Origin of the sequence: Sphingomonas sp., assembly GCF_036731925.1 — a bacterium.
Lineage (GTDB): Bacteria > Pseudomonadota > Alphaproteobacteria > Sphingomonadales > Sphingomonadaceae > Sphingomonas.
Map to the genome: position 1 here is coordinate 224,811 of NZ_DAINDJ010000001.1, position 19,293 is coordinate 244,103.

The window sequence follows — 19,293 nt, forward strand, 5'->3', positions numbered from 1 at the left end:
CGGCGTCCGCTTCTCCAGCATCACTACCTTCCGAGCTTGTCCATGCCGGCCGCCCTGGCGCTGGCGGCAGCAGCGATCGGGCTCGGCGCGGGCGTTCGCATCTGGTTTGCTGTCGAGCTTGGGCAGCGCGCAACCTTCATCTTCTTCGTTCCTGCTGTGGTTCTGGCGAGCGCTTTCTCCGGCATCAGCGCTGGCCTCATGGCGAGCGTCGCTGGTGCAGGCGTGGGCCTTCTATGCGACAGCATGGCCGGGCCTATCGGTGCCGGTAGTGAAATTGCAGCTCTCGCCTTCATCATCATCGGCGGCGCAGTCGCTCTGGGTGGCGAATGGTTTCAACGTGCTCGCGCCGAAGCCGACCAGGTGACGGAGGGGCTGGCTCGCAGGGAAGCACATCTTCGATCTCTGCTCGACACGGTGCCGGACGCAATCGTGGTAATCGACGAGGAGGGGCTGATCCGAGACTTCAGCCCGGCCGCTGAAATCATGTTCGGCTGGGACGCGGAGGATGTGCGTGGCCAGAACGTCAGCCGTTTGATGCCCTCCCCGTATAGGGCGGCACACGACAGCTATCTGAAGCGCTACTACGAGACCGGTGAACGCCGGATCATCGGCAAGGGAAGGGTAGTAGTGGGGCAGCGCAGGGATGGCTCGACGTTCCCAGTGGAGCTGGCCGTCGGCGAGATGCACGTAGCAGGTCAGCGGCACTTCACCGGTTTCATTCGGGACCTTACCGAACGCCAGAAGACTGAAGCGCGCGTGCAGGAGCTACAGGGGGAGCTGATACGTGTGTCGAGGCTCACCGCGCTTGGAGAACTGGCTTCTGCTCTAGCGCACGAGCTGAACCAGCCGCTGTCGGCTATAGCGAACTATCTGCAAGGCAGCCGGCGCCTTCTTGCACGAGAGGAACCTCCGCTCGATCGTGTAGCCGATGCCCTTGACAGGACCTCCGCTCAGGCGCTGCGCGCCGGCGACATCATCAGACGCCTTCGGGAGTTCGTCTCTCGTGGAGAGACCGAGCGAACCGTGGAGAGCCTGCCCAAGCTCGTCGAGGAAGCCAGCGCTCTTGCTCTACTTGGCGCCAAGGAACACGAGATCAGCGTGCGCTACGACTTCGCAGACGATCTCCGCCCAGTCGTTGCGGACAGGGTGCAGATCCAGCAGGTTGTGCTCAACCTCGTGAGGAATGCCGTCGACTCCATGGTTGCAGGGCCCGGGAGTTCTCGGGATCTCATCATCAAGCTCAAGCTTGCCGATGGCGATCTCGCCGAGGTTTGCGTCGAAGATACAGGCCCCGGTATCGACCCGGAGGTGGCAGAGCAGCTCTTCAAACCCTTTGTCACTACAAAGCGCTCAGGCATGGGCGTAGGCCTCTCCATTTCGCGAACGATCGTCGAGGCGCACGGCGGCCGGATATGGGCAGCGCCTCGGGACGGCGGCGGAGCGCGCTTCTGCTTCACGGTGCCTATGGTTGACGAACAGGAGTTGAAGGGTGGCCAGTGATCCCATCGTCTATGTGATCGACGACGATGACGGTGCGCGCGATGCGCTTGAATTCCTGCTCGACACCGCGTCCATCCGCGTACGTTCCTTCGCTTCCGCCGACAGGTTTCTGGCCGCCGCGCCACCGCTGCACGGGGCATGCATCGTGACGGACGTTCGCATGCCCGGGATGAACGGCATCGAACTTGTCGAAGAGCTGAAGAAGCGCGGAGCGAACGTGCCCGTCATCGTCGTGACCGGTCATGCCGACGTCCCCTTGGCGATCCAAGCCCTCCACGCAGGTGTCGCGGACTTCATCGAGAAGCCCTTCCACGACGAGTTGATGCTCGACGCCATTCGCAAGGCGATTGCGGATCGCGACGTCGTCGAGCAGGTTGAAGCGGAGCGCGCTGAGGTGCGTAGCAGGATCGAAGCTCTCAGCGGGCGGGAGCGCGAAGTCATGGATGGTCTGGTAGCGGGCAAGGCAAACAAGGCCATCGCCTTCGACCTCGGCATCAGTGCGCGGACCGTTGAAGTATATCGGGCGAACGTCATGATGAAGTTGAAGGCCAAGACCCTGTCCGACCTCGTGCGGATGGTCACGAACGCTCATAACGCCCGATGAATCGCGCGGCGGCCCGCGTATTGCCGCTCTCCACAACTGGCTCGGCCCGTCACCCAATCGCGACTGTTCTCGCGATCGTTCACCTTGAGGAAAATCGAGCCTTCGCCGCGTCGGTAGTGGGCGTGAAGAGGCTAACCAGAGTCCCTTCCGGATCGCGGAACTGAGCCGAGCGGTTTCCCCAAGGCAGAAGCTTCACCTCGCGCACCAGCATTGCGCTCCCCTTCATCCGCTCGACCGCTGCGTCGACGTCATCGACCATGAACTCCAAGATCGCCGTCCGGTTCGCGCTGGGCTCGGCGCTGCCACTTGCGAAGAGCTCGACGGTTTCAGCGGATCCTATCGCCAACGTCGCGGCGGGCGTCACGATTTCGGCGAACTGAGGGGCCAGCCATTCGGCGGAATGGCCCGTCAGGCGCTCATAGAAGGCAACCATCGTGTGCATGTCCGCGGCGATGAGGCGAGTGGAGGCGAACTTCATTCGTGCAATCCCAGGAGAAGAGGTCACTTGTGTGCGTGGCGCTTGTGACACATCCCTGCTGACACCGTTCTGTCAGCAGGAGTCATGGACGTGCGACGTGCCGATCGCCTCTTTCAGATCCTTCAGATCCTTCGAAGGGCGCAAACCCCGGTAACCGGAGCCGCACTTGCCGCCGAACTCGAGGTCAGCGTTCGCACCGTCTACCGAGACGTGGCGGATCTGGTGGCGCAGCGAGTGCCCATCACCGGCGAGGCAGGTTTCGGCTATTTGCTTTCAGCAGAATACGACATGCCACCGCTCATGCTGACGCATGTGGAACTGGAGGCGATTGCGCTCGGCGCCCAGTGGGTTGCGGAGCGCGGCGATCCTCTTCTCTCCCCCGCGGCCATCGACGTCCTCGCCAAGATTGCCGCAGCTGCGCCCGCCAATTTGAAGACGGTCATAGCTGAACCAAGCACCGCGGCCGAGCCGCGCCTTGGTGAGATCGTTGAGGTCATCGACCTGGGGCAGCTACGGGACGCGATACGACACCGAACCAAGTTGCGCCTTACCTATCACGCCGAGGGAGGCGAGCGGACGGAACGCACAGTTTGGCCGATCGTCCTGGGCTACTCCGACGCAAGGCGCGTTCTCATCTCATGGTGCGAGCGTCGAGGGAGCTTCCGACACTTTCGCACTGACCGGATCGCAGCGGTGGAGCGAGTCGACCAACGCGTGCCGGAAGCACGCAACGCATTGATGCGCAAATGGAGAGCATGGCGAGCAGCCGAACTAGCGAAAGCCAGATGATCGTCGCTGCGGCCTCTTACTTGCCGGCGCATCCACCCATGCGCCATGACCGCGGGGGCACGCCGGGGCAACTGTCCACGCAGGCTGGCTCTACGCTGCAAGCCGCTCGGCGACGACTGCTCGATTGCGCCCTTGGCGCTTCGCCCGATAGAGAGCCTCGTCCGCGAGCTCGATGAGATCGGCTCCCCGGGTGATCGCCGGAGTATAGCCCGCGATACCGAACGACATGCTGACGCTCGGCAGTTCTACGCTTCCGGTCCGGACCTTAAGGTTCGTGATCGCCGCTCGCAGGCCCTCCACGCGGGCTGCGATCGCCTCCGCGGAGGCTCCTGGGGCTATGATGGTGAACTCCTCGCCGCCATATCGGCAGACGACATCCCCGTCGCGAAAATGCTTCTGCATCTCAGCTGCCACGGATCGGAGCACGGCGTCGCCGGCGTCATGTCCATGCTCGTCGTTGAAGCGCTTGAAGTGATCGACGTCGCACATGATCAGCGCCATCGGCGCTCCGCCCCGGGCCGCTCGCGCGAGCTCCATCGTCAGCGTCTCGTCAAGGTAGCGGCGGTTGAAGAGCGACGTGAGCGGATCGCGGATCGTCTGCTCGCGCAGGTCACGTTGAAGCATGTGGTTCACCAGGGCTGAGCCGACCTCTCGGCTAAGCATGGTCATCCGGAAGCGCTCAGCCGCGGGCAGAATGTCGGCGAGGTGGATCATCCCGATCACTTCGCCCCCGGCCAGCAATGGCTCACAGTGCGACTTCGAGCCTATCGGAACGTGGCTGCACGTCAGGTCCGTGCCCTGCGATTCAACAACGTGGGTGCGGACCAGACGAAGGCCCCAGCAGGCGTGGGGTTCGAACCACTCCGGCAAATCGTCTGCGTCACCCCATTTCGCGATCCGAACCAGCTGATTTCGGCTGTTGCTGTGCGCATAGACGCCGCCCGTCGACCCCGTCAGTACCTGGGGTACGAAGCACTCGATCACCTTGGCAAACTCCGCATCGGAGCGAGACGCCAGCAATCGAAGCGACATCGCATCCAATCGATCTACCACGGCGCTTCGGGTCTCGAGAGCCGATGATCTCTCCTCGAGCGCCAAGTTCGCCAGGTGCAGGTGATCCTCGCTCACTCGCTGCTGCTCCATCGCAGCACCTAGTCGCTCGGCCATCTGATTGTACCCATTGGCGATCGAGGAGAATTCAGCAGCCCCGATCTTGTGGTCGTGCATGCGGGCGGACAGGTCGCCCCTCCCGAATGCGTTCATCGTGTTCAACATCTCGGCCGTCGGCCGCCGTATGGCGCGGACCATGTAGATCTTGGATCCGACGATCAGCAGGATGATGAGGGGAACGCCGAACGCAACCGAACGACGATTATACCGGAATAGCGACTCCGCGCGCGAGGTACGGGCATCCAGGAGTGCGCGCTCGGCCTGCAGCATCTCGTTCTTGCTGTTCTCGACCTGGGCCATCAGCGCTTCTGCCTGTCGGCTGCGCTCCTGCATATCGGCCTTGCTCAACTGGGCGTATTTGCCTGCGCTCAGCTGCGAGAGCCCAAATTGCATGAAGCCGACCCGTTTGCGGACCGCATCGCGAAGCTTCTGAGCTCGGTCATTTTGACGCGAGTTGTCCGCGGTGATGCGGACCAGCTCGTCCAAGTCCCTTGACGCGTCACGAAGAAGAGCAGGGGTGTCCGAGGAGAACGAGGGATCATCGCTGATGATGGAGGCGCGGAGTTCGGACTCCGCGCGGCGGACGAGGTCGACGGGCCGGGAGGTGAGTTCAAGAACGCGCTGCGTATGCTGCACCCAGCGATACCCGCTCTCCATCTCGGATGAGGACAGCATGAGCAAGGATGCCAGTGCGGCCAGCGCCAGGGTCATGACCACCCCTACGGCATAGATCTTCCCCGACAAGGATTTAAGCATTGTCGTTCCCCCGGCAGGCAAGTCGAACGATCGAGCTCGCATCCGACGTCCCGAATGGTCCTACTTGAACCTTGAGCCGGTCCTCGAGCGCTCGAACGACCCCGGACGCCAGCTCGCGCAGCTGATCGATTCGCTCCGACGGCACTTCGGGAAGGGGGGCGTCGTTCAAGACGCACAGCGCGCCGACTGCGGCACCCGATACCATCAGGCGTATGCCGACGTACGAACGAATCTCTGAGGCGCCGAGAACGAGAGGATTACCGGCAAACCGCTCGTCCACGCGGGCATCCTTGACGATCATCGGCGTATCGGCATGTATGGTGTGCCCACAGAACGCCACCGCTCGCGACGTGAAGTCGACATCCAGACCGTGTCGGGCCGGCAGCCACTGGCGAGCGTCGTCAAGCAGCGTCATAGCGGCATAGCGCACCCGGAAGAGGTCCGCTGCGGCATCCACAGCCGTTTGGAGCGGGCCCAAGGGCAGGCTCCGCTCGAGCAGCCTCTGGACGACCTGCTGGCGGTACGCCTCATTCTCGGGATAAGGGGCCGGACTATAGAAATTTGATCTCACCTGCGGACACTTAGCGCCAGCAGCTTGCAGGTTTGCCGCCAGCAGCATCGGGATTTCTACGGATGTGCCAGGTGAAGTGCCCCAGTTTGCTCTCGGCTAGCTGAGCAACTGGCGCACTAGATTGCCTGAAGCAAACGATACTGGCGTCTCAACGCGTCGTTCACGTTCCGCAGGTTGCCCGGTGGCGGTAGCAATCACGCCGCCGCGCTGAGCTCCGCACGGAGGCTCATCTTCGCCCGGAGACTGTCGCGATGCGCATCCCTGCGCTCTGCTCCTTGCCAATCATGATCGACGAGTCAGTGCGTCGAGGCATCAGCTCTTCTGGCGGCTGACGATCTTCTCGCTCTCACATAACGCACAGGTGCCGCGGCGTCGCTCGATGCCGCACGTTCCGCTGAGCTGCCGAACGGCCTGCTCGACAACCACATCAGGGGCGAGTCCTAGGCGCTCGACGATGCATTGGTCACATATGGCTTCCGGTTGCAAACGGGAGATCAGGGCACGTATGTTGTCGAGCGCATGCACGCGTGCACCATAAAAGATTTCAGCCTGCGCGGAAGAGCCCCCGCGCTCCTCATAGCGAAGGAAGTCCGGTAGCAATGTCACCCCTGAGGGTGCGAGGCATGGTTGCCACCCCGGAATTGTCAGGGGAACTTCCGGGGCGGCGGAGCCTGTATAGGATCGGATGCTTAACGACTCCCTCTCGGTCGGTCATATGATCGACGAGTGCAGCCGCACCTCCCAAACCTCTGATCATGCACTCGAGTTGCGCGATGCGCCACTGACGGCGGTACCGTTCGCCCGCAATTCCCTGAGTTTCCGACCCCCGAGAGAGGTGAGGCGAGAGATTGGTCAACGGCTCAGGTGCTCGCGAACGTCCTCAGCTCGATCACCCACGGCATGTAGTGCCTCCGCGAGCTTTTCCTTGGAGACGCCAAAGGACGCCATCCAGTCCTGGACCTCGTAATCCTCGTGGAGGGAGATCCGATTACGATCCTGGGCGCCTGCCTTCAGTCGATCGCCTGCGATTTTCCTCTTGATCCGACGATCGCTCAAACCATCTCTCGGATCAATGCAGTGATGTGGCATGGCAGCCATCTTAGGCTGCCTGTTCGCTCACCGGCCAAAGCCCACTCGGCGACGATTCCAGATCGAACTCCTCCTCGATTGCCCAGGCCGCATCCGAGAGCCTTTCGCCCAGCATCCAGTGTTCGTCGCGCTCCAGACCCGGGGGCAGCTTCTCGGCGATCGCCTTCTCCCGCTCCTCTGCTTCGTGAAGGACGCGAGCACGCACTTCTGCCAGCTCTCGTGGATCCAACATCGATACTCTCCTCGGCGACAACGTTGCGTCCGCTGAGCAGGAAACGGCTATTTCAGGCAGAGAGTTGCCGGCAATGTACCCGGTCCCAATCGCAGAATCGCCTTCAGTCTGCCGGCTACAACCTCAGCCAAGGGTTAAGGCACATCATCGAGGTTAAATTGTAAGAATGTCGGCTAGGCGTTCTTCTGCGGCACAGAGATGCGCGCCATCGAGCTCTTCGGGCAGTGGTCCGTCACAATCCTCGAGTTGAAGAAGATCGAATCAGGGATCGGCTAGCGGTCGGCTCGCGCTGCAGCTGCTACTTCGCCACTGAATCGAAGTGGCGGCTGAGGACGGAGTTCCTTGCGGCCATGCGTTCCCACATCTGCGCGCTCTCACTATGCTTTCGCCGCACGTTCTCGAGCTGCGTTGCATCCGCAGCTTCGCGGTGCTCGCGGGCTCGCTCCAGACAGTAGGTCGGGCTCTCACTCGTTCCGCTATCCTTTTTCGAGAGCGTAGAACGTGATGATCCGCGGATCGTTGCAGCTCAAGTTCTTAACCTCGATTTATTAAGGCCCGGCGAAAGCCGAGTATCCTTCCATGATGGCGCGGCCTGCGGCGGTCGTCGTGACCATCATGCTCGCGGAAACTGGTCACAGGCATATGGATGCCCATGATCGCAGAGCCTTGCATGTTCCAAGAGGTGTTCATAATGTGCGCCTATGAGGGATGATCTACTCGACTTCACGATCCGGGCTTCTGCATTCCTAAAGATTCTTGCTGGGCGGACGCGCAGTATGTTGATCTGGGAGCTTCTAGACGGCGAGAAGTCAGTCACGGCACTGGCCGACGCGGTTGGTGCCAGCGCAACAGCTGTTTCCCAGCAGCTCGCGATCCTGAAAGGGGAGGGTCTCGTATCATCGCGACGGAGCGGTCAGAAGGTATTCTACTCGCTCACGAGCGAGGAGGCGAGGCGCTTCGTATCATCCATTCTGGAGATACTTCGGCATAATGCGAGCACCGCGGACATCGAGTTGGCGCAGCCCCAGGCAGCCTAGGCCTTTCCAGTTGATTTCCCTTGTGCCAGCCGAGAAGTAGCCGCGCGCTCTTCATCTACTTGCCGCGTACAATAAGTTGGCTGGGAGCGCCCGGTGGTGGAGGGGCTTCATTGACGCTATTTCTGCCCGTCAGGGTCCGTCTTGCATGAACCGGGCGATAGTGAGCGAACACTCTATCATCAACGTGGAAGCTGCTGATGAGTAAACTCGATCTCAAGAAGGAACGAAAGGCGTTGTTCAGTGCGACGTTGAACACATTCGAGCTCATTGAAGCGCCAGCGGTTCGCTACCTAATGGCGGACGGGCACGGCGATCCGAACTCGGTCGCAGCCTACAGAGAGGCAGTGGAGAGTCTCTATGCAACGGCCTACGCCATCAAGTTCATGTGCAAGCAGGAGCGGCGGGACTTCGTCGTTGCGCCGCTTGAAGGGCTCTGGTCAGCCCCGGATCCGGAGACCTTCACTCGTCGGCAGAAGGACGATTGGGACTGGACGATGATGATCATGGTCCCAGACTTCGTCGATGAGGATCATCTCGCGCAAGGGAAAGCCAAGAGTGCACGTAAACTGCAACACCTGGCAGAAACACTGAGACTGCAGACGTTGGCGGAGGGGCTCTGCCTGCAGGCGCTCCATGTCGGGTCCTATGACGAAGAAGGGCCGCTCCTGGCGAAATTGCACGACGACATCATGCCAGAGCGCGGCTACACCTTCAACGGACGGCATCACGAAGTCTATCTGGGGGATCCAAGAAAGACTTTGCCTGCAAAGCTGAAAACGATCATCCGTCAGCCCGTCCGAGAGGGGCCTTAAGCGGCCGAACCCGGCCTGTCCGGCCGCCGCGGAATGCCTGCGCATGACCGCTATCTGGCTTCCACATCGTCGACTCCTATCCCCAGCTCAGAGTCGAAGCGTCTGGGGGGGGGTCAGCGGCGGCTGGCGCAGCGGCGTCGTTCTCCTAGGCTTGAATTGAGACCGCTGATCTTAGTGAACAGCATCAATCGAAGGTGCCCCGAAACTTCGCTTCCGCGTCGGCGCGGGTATTGAACTCGATCATGACGCCGCCAGGTGCGCGGAGAAAAAATCTGGATCCTCGCTCATGGTGGAACACATCCGTCTCCGCCACGAACCCGTCACGCTCCAGTCGATGATGCATAGCCTGAACGTCTGCCGTAAGCGTGTTCAGCAGGCCGCCTTGCGGCATCGTCGATAGCCGGGATGCTTGCCGCCTTTGACGAGGGCGGTGCTGGTGCAGGAAGTTTCGGGTTCTACGGCCAGTCCTACGAGCACTCGTATGACTGGCCGCATGGAAATAGTCGGCCGCGTGTCGGGTCGGCGGCGATGGTCGGACGCGGAGAAGCTGGAAATCCTGGCGGAGGCATTCCGGCCTGGGGCCAGGGTCTGCGATGTGATCGCCCGGCGCGAGGTGTCGAGCAGCCTGATCTATACGTGGCGCAAGCAGTTGCGGGTCGGCAAGCTGGCCGGGACTGCAGCGTCGCTGCCGGTGTTCGCCGAGGTTCGGCTCGCGGAGCCGATCGTGCCGGCGTCACCGCCGGTGCCGTGTTCGTCGGGGCGCATCGATATCGCGTTGCCCGGCGGCGTGCGGATCAGCGTCGACGGCGGGGTGGATGCGGATGCGCTGGCACGGGTGTTGTCGGTGCTGCGGTGAGCCCGGCGCCGTTGCCGACGCGGGTTTATCTGGCGTGCGGCGTGACCGACATGCGCAAGGGCTTCGACGGTCTGGCGGTGCTGGTGCAGCAGGTGCTGGCGGAAAACCCGCATTCCGGCGCGCTGTTCGCGTTTCGGGGCAAGCGCGGGCATCTGGTCAAGCTGCTGTGGTTCGACGGGCAAGGCCTTTGCCTGTTTTCCAAGCGGCTCGACCGGGGCCGTTTCGTCTGGCCGGTGACGGCGAGCGGCACGGTGGTGCTGACGCCGGCGCAATTGTCGATGCTGCTGGAGGGCATCGACTGGCGCCGGCCCGAGAGGACCTGCACGCCGACGCTGGCGGGCTGAAACCGGCTGTTTTGCGTCGGTTTTGCTCGCCTGAAGCGCTGCGATCTGCTAGCAAATCCGGGTGTCGGAAGCGCCCGTTTCCCCTATTGATGCCACCGCGCGGATCGCCGCGCTGGAGGCGTCGCTCGCCCGGGCCAATGCCGCGCTCGCCGCCCGCGATCTGCTCATCGACAGCTTGCGCGGGCAGATCGCCCGGCTGCGGCGGATGAAGTTCGGCGCCTCCTCCGAGAAGCTGGGCCGCGAGATCGAGCAGCTCGAACTGGCGCTGGAAGAGCTGGAAGCCGAGCGCGACGCGGCGCCGGTAGAGGCGCGCCCGTCGGAGGCGACGGCGCGGCCGGCACCGGTCCGCAGCCTCCCGGCGCATCTGCCGCGCGAGGACGTTGTCCACGAACCGGCCTCGGGCACCTGCACCTGCCCGGATTGCGGCGGCGCGTTGCGCCGGCTGGGCGTGGATGCCCATGAGATTCTCGACGTGGTGCCGGTGCGCTGGCGGGTGGTGCGCAACGTCCGCCCAAAATATAGCTGCCAGGTCTGCGAAAAGATCGTCCAGGCACCCGCGCCGGCCAGCGCCGTCGCGCGCGGCAAGGCCAGCTTCGCGACGCTCGCGCATGTCGTGATATCCAAGTTCGAGCACCACCTGCCGCTGTACCGGCAGGCAGAAATGATGGCGGCGCAAGGGCTCGATATCGACCGCTCGACGCTGGCCGGCTGGGCCGGACAGGCCGCAGCCTTGCTCGATCCGGTCGTCGCTCGCATCCGTGACGAAGTTCTACACGCCGACAAGATCCATGCCGACGACACCCCGGTGCCGGTGCTCGATCCCGGCCGCGGCAAGACCGCAACCGGGCGGCTATGGGTGTACGCGGCCGACGACCAGGCCTCGGGCAGCGCGGCGCCGCGCGCGACCTGGTATCGCTTCACGCCGGACCGCACCGCGGCGCACCCGCTGGCGCATCTCGCCGGCTTTCGCGGCTTCCTCCAGGCCGATGCCTATGCCGGCTATGACGGGCTCTACCGGGGCGGTGTGACCGAGGTGGCCTGCTGGGCGCATTTCAGGCGCAAGATCTTCGACCTGCATGAGCGCACCGCCACGCCGCTGACCACCGACATTCTGGAGCGGATCGGCGCGCTCTACGCCGTCGAGGCCGAGGTGCGCGGCCAGCCGCCGGATATTCGGCAGCGGGCACGGCAGGAGCGCAGCAAGCCGCTGGTCGGCGCCTTGCGCGACGTGCTCGATGTCGCACTGCGTCGTCTGTCGCCCAAATCCGACATGGCGAAGGCCATCGCCTATGGCACCAAGCGCTGGCCGGCACTGTCGCGCTTCCTGGGCGATGGCCGGCTGGAGATCGACAACAACATCGCGGAACGCGCGCTGCGCGGCATCGCCATCGGCCGCCGCAACTGGCTGTTCGCCGGCTCCCGCGTGGGCGGTGAACGTGCCGCCGCCATCTACACCGTCATCCAGACCTGCAAGGCCAACGGTGTCGACCCGCAGGCCTATATCGCCGACGTCATCGCGAAGATCGCCGATAACTGGCCTGCTAGCCGCTGGGACGAACTCCTGCCGCGGAACTGGGCACCGCCAGCAGATCAACCAACTGCGCAAGCCGCATAATCTGCGGCCTGCTGACTACGCTTACCGTCTGCCACGTCTTCGAGCTCTAGACCGATATGGAATGAGATGGGCCAAATGGCGCGGTTCGGATCGTCTGCTACGTTGTGCGAGAACGGCCGGCCCGGCTTTGCCGCCCCAACCGTCCGAATGGTTGGGGCATCAGCCCGCGCGGATTCGATGACGACATCAAGGCCTGGCCGCTTCAAGATGGCGAAGCGGGCTTCGCGCATCGAGATCGAGAAACCGAGATATCGCTCGAAGAATTTCGAGGTGGCGCTCACGTCGTCGCTGGGGAAGCTCATGTGATTGAGCTCTCCCGATGGTACGAGTGGCACCGTAGGCTCTGGCATAGCAAGTTCCTTCATCCAGCAGGTCGAGCTATGATGCGAGCGTGATCCAACTCCTGCAATTCGCATTCACGGAGTTGAGTTCGTGATGGCCCCCATGCTGGTAACATGTTGCAACCAGCCAGAAACCTGCCTTAGCCCCGCGGTCGAGCCCCCCGTGCTCAATCGGGGCAGTCGCATTAGGGGCAACTGCCATCAAAAAGTGCAGTGCGCTACACCGTCGAGACGCCTCTTCACGGCAAACAGGTTCGGGGCCGCAGAAGGTCGCCCGCAACCACGCCGTTCCCATCCCCCGCAGCTACAATGATGCGAATCTTATGGAAAGAGCGGCTGTCCCGCTGACCGGGCGCGAGATGAAGGGTACGGATCGATCTGCCCTACGCGCTCAGCTAAGATCTTGCCCTCCACTTCGTCCACCAAGGCAATGTTTCCGCCAACATGCCAGGGCAGCGAAGCAGCTCTTCCAATGTCCACTCTAGATGCGCGATGACCTGTTCGAGCACGGGCGCGTCTCCGGAGTCGTCCATGTCGGCGCGGAGCTGTGACAACGCAGCGATATCGGAGGCGAGCTGTTCCAGTTCGGCAAGCATGTGAGCCGAGTACTTGGATTGCAGACCTTCCCCGCTCACTGGGCCTTCAGCTCCACTGCTGCCTTGTCCTTTCACAAGCCATTCTCGCCCTAGAGGTTGAGATGACGTGTCACCGAGCATCGGTTCAAGTCCGAACGAAGTAGCTCGCCATATGGCCACGGACCATCCTCAAATTTTCTTCCACCATCCGATCGTCTACTCGGGCAAGTGTCGGTTCATACAGCGGATCCCGCAAGCGACCGGCTGCAAGTTCGATATTCAGGAACCGCAACGCCGTTGGCGTGTATTCCAATGTCATACATCGTCTTCGGAGGTCGAATGCTGCGTCGGCAGACACGTACCATTTCGCTCAATCAGGTACTTTCACGCTTTGTAAACGACGACGTGTCGGTCCGGCATCGCTTCAGCGCCAGCGGCGTCGTTCGCACCGGCCTGCGCGCGCTCACCGAGCGCCTGGCAGGCCGCCGAGCCGTGTGCGATGAAGCAGCTTGCGGATGATCGATGGGGGACTGGCGCAACAGATCGTCGAAAGCTCGACCGACTTTGCCATCATCAGCTTCGATCGAGACGGGATCATCACGAGCTGGAACCCAGGGGCCAGCTCGATCCTCGGCTGGTCGTCGCAGGAAGCGACCGGGCAGCATGGTCGCATCATCTTCACGGAGGAGGACCAGGCCGCTGGCTCTCCGGAACATGAGATGGAGCGGGCATGGAAGGATGGCCGAGCGATCGACGAGCGTTTTCACCTGAGGAACGATGGCAGCCGGTTCTGGGGATCCGGACTGATGATGCCGCTCAGCGACGGCGCGGGCTTCGTGAAGATCGTCCGCGATCGGACTAGGGAGCGCGAGACCGAGCATCGCCTGGCGGCATTGACCGATGCGCTGCCTGGGTTCGTGTTCGAGGCCGACGCCGATGGTCACTATGTTCAGACGAACGCGCGCTTCAAGACCTACACCGGGCGCGAAGATGCAGGCCTTCTCGGAGACAAGTGGCTGGAGACGATCCATCCTAAACACCGCGACCGAGCGCGAGAGGCCTGGGGCGAAGCAGTTCGCACGGGCAAGACCTTCGAACAGACCTTCATGGTCGCTCGCTCTGATGGCGAATACCGCTGCTTCGCCTGTCGCGGCATTCCTCAGGCCGATGAACAGGGCCGGGTGCTCCGCTGGATTGGAACGTGCATCGATGTGGAAAACGATGCGCAGGCAAAGGCGCTCCTCGAGGACCTCAATCTCTCGCTCGAACATGCCGTCACCGACCAGGTCGCAGCCCTGGAGGAGTCACAGCGGACCTTGGTTGCAGAGGTCGCCGAGCGCGAGCGCATCGAGGAGGCGCTGCGTCAGAGCCAGAAGATGGAGGCGATTGGTCAGCTCACCGGCGGCGTCGCACACGACTTCAACAATCTTCTGACCGTAATCCTTGGCAGCATCAATCTGCTCGAGCGGCCTGACCTCACCGAGGAGAAACGCGAACGATACATCAGTTCGATCAAGGAAACGGCGGAGCGGGCTGCCAAGCTCACGAACCAGCTCCTAGCGTTCGCGCGCCGGCAGCCACTTCAGGCCCAGCATTTCGACGTCGTCGAACGCATCCAGCGGGGAATGGACGTGCTCCGAACGGTGTCGGGGTCTCGCGTCGAGATCAGCCTGCAGATCAACTGCGAGCCCTGCATCGTTGACGCCGATCCGAACCAATTCGAGACTGCTATCCTCAATATGGCCGTCAACGCGCGTGATGCGATGGACGGTGAAGGGCGGCTGACGATCCTCGTGGAGGAGCGCGACGGCATCCCGGCAACCCGCGGTCACGCCGCGGCCGAGGGGCAGTTCGTTTCCATCGCAGTCAGCGACACCGGCACTGGGATCAGCGAGGAGAATCTTGCGAAGGTCTTCGAGCCCTTCTTCACCACCAAGGATGTGGGCAAGGGAACCGGCCTCGGGCTCAGCCAGGTGTTTGGATTCGCGAAGCAGTCAGGCGGCGAGATCGTCATCGACGGCGGTGCTGGCAACGGCGCCACGTTCACGCTATATCTGCCGCGCGCTGACGATCGCGAGAATCGTGGGGATCCCGACATCGCGCCTCCGACTGCGGATGCTCCGCACTCCGGTGGAGGGTGCGTGCTGCTGGTGGAGGACAATCAGCATGTCGGCGAGTTCGCGGCGCACCTTATCGGGGATCTCGGCTACGGCAATATGTGGGTGCCGAGCGGGCATGAAGCTCTGGCACTGATTGAGGCCAACCCGGACAACTTCGACATCGTGTTCACTGACGTGGTCATGCCGGGCATGTCCGGCATCGAACTCGCGGAAACGCTGCGCAGTCGCTTCCCGAACCTGCCGGTGGTGCTGACGAGTGGATACAGTCATGTGCTAGCTGCCGAAGGCTCCCACGGTTTCGAACTGCTACAAAAGCCCTATACCGCGGACGGCCTAGCCCGGGTGCTGCGAAGCGCGACTGGAAGATAACTGGATAGCATGACCGACATGAACGATCCGGAAGCGCGTCGGCTTGCCGCGCTGGCCCGCTACGGCGCGATGGACACGCCGCGAGAACCGGCATTCGACGAGGTGGCGGCACTCGCGGCCAAGCTATGCGACGCACCGATCGCCGTGGTGAACCTCATCGGCGATGGTCGACAGTTCTTCAAGGCAGAGGTCGGTCTCGGTGTCCGCGAGACGCCACTGGAAGGCTCCTTCTGCGCAAAGGCGATCCTCGCGGAAGACTTCCTGCTCGTCCCAGACGCCACGCAGGATCCTCGCTTCGACTGCAATCCTCTCGTCGTGGGCGAGCCGCATCTGCGCTTCTACGCCGGCGCCCTGCTGAAGACGGAGGACGGGCTACCAATCGGCACGCTCTGCGTGCTCGATCATCGCCCCAGGGAGCTCACCGATCTGCAGCAGGAAGCACTACGCGTCTTGGCTCGGCAGGTGATGGCGCAGCTCGAGCTCCGGCGTGCGTTGAACGAGAAGAGCAGGGAGCTAGGGGTGGCAGAGGCGGCCGAGAAGCGGCTCCGTCAGACCCAGGCGGAGCTGGCGGATAGCGAGGCGCGCTTTCGCAACATGGCCGACAACACGCCGGTGATGATGTGGGTCACCGATCCAGATGGATCCTGCACCTACCTCAATCGGGTGTGGTACGACTTCACCGGCCAGAGCGAGGAAGAGGCGCTCGGCTACGGTTGGCTCGATGCCACGCATCCGGATGACAGGGCATCGGCAGAACAGGCGTTCGTCGAGGCCAACGCTGCGCGACGGCCATATCGCGGGGAGTTTCGGCTCCGCCGATCTAACGGAACGTATCGTTGGGCGATCGACGCGGCGACGCCGCGCTTCGGCAACAACGGCGAATATCTTGGATATGTCGGCTCTGTCATTGACATCGACGAGCGCCGAGAGGCTGAAGACGCGCTCCGCAGCGCCAAGAACCTGCTGGAAGCCGTCATGCAGGCCGTCCCGGGCGTGGTGTACGCCAAGGACCGCCATGGCAGGATGCTTGCCGCGAACCGCGGCACCGTAGAGCTGGTCGGCAAGCCGCTCTCCGCGATCCTGGGTCGTACCGATCGCGAGTTCCTCGACGATCCGGAGCAGGGCGAAGCGGTGATGGCGAACGACTCCCGAGTGATGGCCGAGAATCGGACCGAAGCCATAGAGGAGGAGGTGACCTACCCTGATGGACGCTGCGCCACCTGGCTGTCCACCAAGGCCCCCTTCCGTGACGCAGACGGCGTGGTGGTCGGACTCGTAGGCTCGTCCATAGACATAACCGAGCGCAAACGTTCCGAAGAGCGCCTTCGACATAGTGAGGCGCAGTTCCGGCTCATGGCCGACGCGGTGCCGCAGATCGTCTGGATCACCGACGCCCAAGGCAGGATGGAGTTCTTCAACAAGCAGTGGGCGGATTACGTTGGCGTGCCCAACGTTCCGCCGACCGCCGCCGACGTTTCGGCAAGCTATGTTCACCCCGACGACGACGCGCGCACCATGGCAGCGTTTGATCAGGCGCGGCGTTCGGGGGAGGTCGTCCAGGTCGAACACCGTATCCGGCGGGCCGATGGGGTATATCGCTGGTTCCTCGTTCGCGCGGAGCCGTACCGGGACGAGGGGACGGGCGAGATCCTTCGGTGGTTCGGCGCGTCGATGGACATTCAGGACCGGAAGACGGCCGAGGAGGCGCTGGTGGAGCTGAACGACACGCTGGAACGGCGCGTCGAGGCTGCGATGGCGGACCGCGATCGCACGTGGAACAACGCTCGCGACCTTCTGCTCGTAGTCGGAACCGATGGCTTCTTCCGCGCCGTCAATCCGGCTTGGACGCAGATCCTTGGCTGGCGTCCGGAGGAACTCGTCGGGCGATCGTACCTCGACCTCATTCACCCCGAAGATCACCCCTCGAGCCAAGGAGCGCTGGCCACGGCCTCGACACGGGAGTTGCCGGTCTATGAGAACCGCTACCGTCACAAGGACGGCAGCTTCCGCTGGATTTCGTGGGTTGCCGCACCCGAAGCGGACCTGATCTACGCGTCCGGACGGGACGTAACGGCCGACAAGGAGCGCCAAGCCCAGCTTGAGGCCGCGCAGGAACAGCTTCGGCAGGCGCAGAAGATGGAGGCGGTCGGCCAGCTCACCGGTGGTATCGCGCACGACTTCAACAATCTGCTCACCGGCGTGATCGGCTCGCTGGACATGATGCAGCGTCAGTTTGCTAAGGGCGACCTGAGCAAGATGGAGCGATACACGACGACGGCGATCACGTCTGCCAACCGTGCAGCTGCGCTCACCCATCGCCTGCTCGCATTCTCCCGTCGCCAGCCGCTCGACCCCAAGCCCGTCAATGCGAACCGCCTTGTAACGGGAATGGAAGAGCTGCTGCGTAGGACCATCGGCGAAGCAGTGCGACTCGAGATCGTGACTGCTGGAGGCCTGTGGCAGACGCTTTGCGACCCGCACCAGCTGGAGAGTGCGGTCCTCAATCTGGCAATCAACGCGCGCGATGCGATGCCCACCGGGGGCACCTTGACCATCGAGACGTGCAACGCGCATCTCGACGACGCCTACGCGGCTCGGCAACGTGAGGTGAAGCCTGGGCAGTATGTGTGCATCTGCGTGACGGACACCGGCGTTGGCATGTCGGCTGACACGATCAGCAAGGCCTTCGAGCCCTTCTTCACCACCAAGCCGATTGGGCAGGGTACCGGCTTGGGGCTCTCGATGATCTATGGCTTCGCGCGGCAGTCAGAAGGCTATGCAAAGATCTACTCGGAGGTGGAGAAGGGGACCACGTTCAAGCTCTACCTGCCGCGGCATTACGGCGACGGCGAGGAGGAGGATGTCCATGGCGTAGAGCTGGGCGACGAGCTGCGCGCGGAGCGCGGCGAGGTCGTTCTGGTCGTGGAAGACGAGACCGCCGTCCGATCGCTGGTCGTCGATGTTCTGGAGGAGCTGGGGTACCGTGCAATAGAGGCCGTTGACGGTCCGTCCGGTCTGAAGGTGCTGCAGTCCAGACGGCGCATCGACCTGCTCGTCACCGACATCGGCCTGCCCGGCCTGAACGGGCGCCAGCTCGCCGACGCGGCGCGCGAGCGGCGTCCAGAGCTCAAGATCCTGTTCATGACCGGCTATGCCGAGAACGCCACCATCGCCAACGGCTTTCTCGATCCCGGCATGTCGATGATGACGAAGCCGTTTGCGATCGATGCGCTTGCAACGCGCATCCGCAGCATCATCGAGGCGAACTGAGCAGCATGGTCGAGGCAGCGCACGCGCGGCAAGTATGGCGCTGCTGCAAGTCGTAGTACAGCTACCTGGGAACGGGTGCATTCCGTCGCTGTTTCCGCTGAACCCAGGCGACGCATGGCGGCTGCCGCGCGACGCGTATTTGGACGATCCGCCTGCATGACCGACCTCCTCAAGCTGCCGCACCGTCTCGATGCCGAAACGCATACTTGTCGCGCGATCATCGAGACGCCGCGAGGACATCGCTCGAAGTTCGACTACGATGCGGAGAGCGGTCTCTTCGAGCTTGCCGGCGTTCTGCCGGCCGGCATGGCCTTTCCCCTGGCGTTCGGGTTCATACCCGCGACGAAGGCGGAGGACGGGGATCCCGTCGACATTCTCGTGCTCGCCGACGAAGATCTGCCTGTCGGCTGCATGGTGACGGTTCGCCTGCTGGGCGTGATCGAAGCCGAACAGACCGAAGAGGGAAAGACGTGCCGCAATGACCGGCTGATCGGCAAGGTCGCGAAATCCCACACGTATCGCGATGTCGCAAGCCTGCAGGTCCTGGGCTCGGCGTTCACCGACGACCTCGCCCTGTTCTTCCAGACGTACAACCAGCTTCGCGGACGCGAGTTCAAGGTATTGGCGGTCGGAGACGCGCATAGAGCGGTCGAACTGATCCGCGAAGCTCAGCGCTGATGGATCGGCGCAGACGAGAGAGGCGATGGGAGTAGTTCGCGCGCTGATTACGCCCCCGACTCATCACTGCAGGCCTTGATGTCTGAA

General features: G+C 62.9%; 19 protein-coding genes. 12 read left to right on the forward strand and 7 right to left on the reverse strand.

Annotation, left to right across the window (positions count from 1 at the left end):
- The first annotated feature begins 42 nt into the window (after window positions 1-42).
- On the forward strand, window positions 43-1,500 hold the full coding sequence (locus tag V7E00_RS01010) for a two-component system sensor histidine kinase NtrB (RefSeq protein ID WP_066724004.1): 1,458 nt from the start codon (window positions 43-45) through the stop codon (window positions 1,498-1,500).
- Entirely contained in the window at window positions 1,490-2,104 is a 615-nt protein-coding gene (gene fixJ, locus V7E00_RS01015; RefSeq protein ID WP_066724007.1) for a response regulator FixJ, read from the forward strand. Before V7E00_RS01010 ends, fixJ begins: the two co-directional genes overlap by 11 nt.
- A gap of 79 nt (window positions 2,105-2,183) precedes the next feature.
- Here the strand turns inward: fixJ and V7E00_RS01020 are convergent, their stop codons facing one another.
- Window positions 2,184-2,582, reverse strand: a complete 399-nt coding sequence (locus tag V7E00_RS01020) for a VOC family protein (protein ID WP_066724009.1) — start codon at window positions 2,580-2,582, stop codon at window positions 2,184-2,186.
- A gap of 84 nt (window positions 2,583-2,666) precedes the next feature.
- Here V7E00_RS01020 and V7E00_RS01025 point away from each other — a divergent pair, with 84 nt between their 5' ends.
- On the forward strand, window positions 2,667-3,371 hold the full coding sequence (locus tag V7E00_RS01025; RefSeq protein ID WP_066724011.1) for a helix-turn-helix transcriptional regulator: 705 nt from the start codon (window positions 2,667-2,669) through the stop codon (window positions 3,369-3,371).
- A 90-nt stretch (window positions 3,372-3,461) separates the two neighbouring features.
- Here the strand turns inward: V7E00_RS01025 and V7E00_RS01030 are convergent, their stop codons facing one another.
- The 5 genes from V7E00_RS01030 to V7E00_RS01050 all read right to left on the reverse strand — a co-directional run bounded on the left by V7E00_RS01030 (window position 3,462) and on the right by V7E00_RS01050 (window position 7,189).
- Window positions 3,462-5,252, reverse strand: coding sequence for a diguanylate cyclase (locus tag V7E00_RS01030; protein ID WP_169804525.1), 1,791 nt, complete (start codon window positions 5,250-5,252; stop codon window positions 3,462-3,464).
- 37 nt (window positions 5,253-5,289) lie between these two features.
- A complete protein-coding gene (locus V7E00_RS01035; RefSeq protein ID WP_333570880.1) occupies window positions 5,290-5,916 on the reverse strand; it encodes a GAF domain-containing protein in 627 nt (208 codons plus the stop codon).
- A 264-nt stretch (window positions 5,917-6,180) separates the two neighbouring features.
- Window positions 6,181-6,393 (reverse strand): hypothetical protein, encoded by a 213-nt coding sequence (locus V7E00_RS01040; RefSeq protein ID WP_066724239.1) that lies wholly within the window; start codon window positions 6,391-6,393, stop codon window positions 6,181-6,183.
- Between the two features lie 327 nt (window positions 6,394-6,720).
- On the reverse strand, window positions 6,721-6,966 hold the full coding sequence (locus V7E00_RS01045) for a DUF3606 domain-containing protein (RefSeq protein WP_066724024.1): 246 nt from the start codon (window positions 6,964-6,966) through the stop codon (window positions 6,721-6,723).
- A 1-nt stretch (window position 6,967) separates the two neighbouring features.
- Window positions 6,968-7,189 (reverse strand): hypothetical protein, encoded by a 222-nt coding sequence (locus V7E00_RS01050; RefSeq protein ID WP_066724026.1) that lies wholly within the window; start codon window positions 7,187-7,189, stop codon window positions 6,968-6,970.
- 701 nt (window positions 7,190-7,890) lie between these two features.
- Here V7E00_RS01050 and V7E00_RS01055 point away from each other — a divergent pair.
- The 5 genes from V7E00_RS01055 (at window position 7,891) to tnpC (ending at window position 11,853) form a co-directional block, all read left to right on the forward strand.
- Entirely contained in the window at window positions 7,891-8,226 is a 336-nt protein-coding gene (locus V7E00_RS01055) for an ArsR/SmtB family transcription factor (RefSeq protein ID WP_066724029.1), read from the forward strand.
- A gap of 197 nt (window positions 8,227-8,423) precedes the next feature.
- A complete protein-coding gene (locus V7E00_RS01060) occupies window positions 8,424-9,038 on the forward strand; it encodes a GyrI-like domain-containing protein (RefSeq protein ID WP_066724032.1) in 615 nt (204 codons plus the stop codon).
- A gap of 493 nt (window positions 9,039-9,531) precedes the next feature.
- Window positions 9,532-9,894 (forward strand): IS66-like element accessory protein TnpA, encoded by a 363-nt coding sequence (tnpA, locus tag V7E00_RS01065; RefSeq protein WP_174539113.1) that lies wholly within the window; start codon window positions 9,532-9,534, stop codon window positions 9,892-9,894.
- Window positions 9,895-9,905: 11 nt separating this feature from the next.
- Window positions 9,906-10,238 carry an IS66 family insertion sequence element accessory protein TnpB gene (gene tnpB, locus V7E00_RS01070; protein ID WP_157084721.1) on the forward strand — a complete coding sequence of 111 codons (333 nt, stop codon included), beginning with the start codon at window positions 9,906-9,908 and terminating at the stop codon, window positions 10,236-10,238.
- A 61-nt stretch (window positions 10,239-10,299) separates the two neighbouring features.
- Entirely contained in the window at window positions 10,300-11,853 is a 1,554-nt protein-coding gene (gene tnpC / locus V7E00_RS01075; protein ID WP_333570881.1) for an IS66 family transposase, read from the forward strand.
- Here tnpC and V7E00_RS01080 read toward each other — a convergent pair.
- The gene (locus V7E00_RS01080) at window positions 11,829-12,155 is read right to left on the reverse strand and encodes a hypothetical protein (RefSeq protein WP_157084722.1); all 327 of its coding nucleotides are present in this window, start codon (window positions 12,153-12,155) and stop codon (window positions 11,829-11,831) included. The two genes, tnpC and V7E00_RS01080, sit on opposite strands and share 25 nt — an antisense overlap.
- Window positions 12,156-13,108: 953 nt before the next feature.
- Here V7E00_RS01080 and V7E00_RS01085 point away from each other — a divergent pair.
- From V7E00_RS01085 to V7E00_RS01100, 4 genes are all read left to right on the forward strand, one after another.
- Entirely contained in the window at window positions 13,109-13,288 is a 180-nt protein-coding gene (locus V7E00_RS01085; RefSeq protein ID WP_157084723.1) for a hypothetical protein, read from the forward strand.
- Window positions 13,285-15,258, forward strand: coding sequence for a hybrid sensor histidine kinase/response regulator (locus V7E00_RS01090; RefSeq protein WP_084253493.1), 1,974 nt, complete (start codon window positions 13,285-13,287; stop codon window positions 15,256-15,258). Before V7E00_RS01085 ends, V7E00_RS01090 begins: the two co-directional genes overlap by 4 nt.
- Window positions 15,259-15,267: 9 nt before the next feature.
- Window positions 15,268-18,528: a PAS domain S-box protein gene (locus tag V7E00_RS01095; RefSeq protein ID WP_084253494.1), complete on the forward strand. Its 3,261-nt coding sequence runs from the start codon at window positions 15,268-15,270 to the stop codon at window positions 18,526-18,528.
- Between the two features lie 156 nt (window positions 18,529-18,684).
- Window positions 18,685-19,206, forward strand: a complete 522-nt coding sequence (locus tag V7E00_RS01100; protein WP_066724056.1) for an inorganic diphosphatase — start codon at window positions 18,685-18,687, stop codon at window positions 19,204-19,206.
- The last annotated feature ends 87 nt before the right edge of the window (window positions 19,207-19,293 follow it).